The 829-nt window shown below is 71.9% G+C and carries 1 protein-coding gene and 1 pseudogene; one reads left to right on the forward strand and one right to left on the reverse strand.

Features of this window, described 5'->3' with window-relative positions:
* Nucleotides 1–70 precede the first annotated feature (70 nt).
* Nucleotides 71–478 (forward strand): annotated as a pseudogene (locus LPA54_RS42970) (TetR/AcrR family transcriptional regulator); the annotation flags it as partial.
* Here LPA54_RS42970 and LPA54_RS42975 read toward each other — a convergent pair.
* The gene (locus LPA54_RS42975) at nucleotides 442–774 is read right to left on the reverse strand and encodes an Ig-like domain-containing protein (protein WP_308112911.1); all 333 of its coding nucleotides are present in this window, start codon (nucleotides 772–774) and stop codon (nucleotides 442–444) included. The pseudogene LPA54_RS42970 and the gene LPA54_RS42975 overlap by 37 nt on opposite strands.
* Between the last annotated feature and the right edge of the window lie 55 nt (nucleotides 775–829).

The raw sequence follows: 829 nt of genomic DNA on the forward strand, positions 1-829 counted from the left end.
TGCGAATGTGAGACGCGCGTGATCGTGCACACGTTAATTAGCACTGCTAGTGTACTGTCGCAGCCCTACTATGTGCGCCCTGGCCCGACCGCGCAAGCCCTTGCTCAGCACCGACCGGATCGTGGAGACGGCGCGTGCGCTGGTGGACGCGGAAGGGCTGACGGCGGTCTCCACCCGTCGGCTCGCCGCCGAGCTGGGGGTCAGCGGGCCGTCGCTCTACAACCACTTCCGCACCAAGGACGAGATCCTGGAGGCGGTGGCGGACTCGGTGAGCGCGCAGGTCGACCTGTCGATGTTCGAGGACGGCCGGGACTGGCGGACGGCGCTGCACGACTGGGCGGTGTCCTACCGCAACGCGCTGCGCGACCACCCCAACATCGTCCCGGTGCTGGCCCGCGGCCCCGGCCGGCGCCCCGCGGCGCTGCGGCTGGCCGACGCGGCCTACGGGGCGATGGTCGAGGCGGGCTGGCCGCCCGCGCCCCGGTCGGTGTACTCGGCGTCGACGACGCCGAAGATGTTGGCGTTCGGGTCGTGCTCGCCGTCGGCCAGGGTCCGCAGGGTGCCGGTGCAGCCGGTGGCCGAGGTCTGCGGGTGGCCGTGGCTGTCGTGGCCGATGACGAAGGTGACCTTCACCCGGGAGCAGTCGACGGCGCCGTCCTCCGGGTCGGTCACGGTCACCCTGAAGGGGATGGCCGCGCCGAAGTCGTAGATGCGGCCGTCGGCGGGGGTGTCGATGCGCACGGTCGGGGCCGTGTTGCCGACGGTGATCCGCACCGAGGCGGTGGCCGACCTGCCGGAGGGGTCGGTGACCTTGACGGTCGCCGTGTAC

Source organism: Streptomyces sp. DH12 (genome assembly GCF_020873895.1).
Classification (GTDB): domain Bacteria; phylum Actinomycetota; class Actinomycetes; order Streptomycetales; family Streptomycetaceae; genus Streptomyces.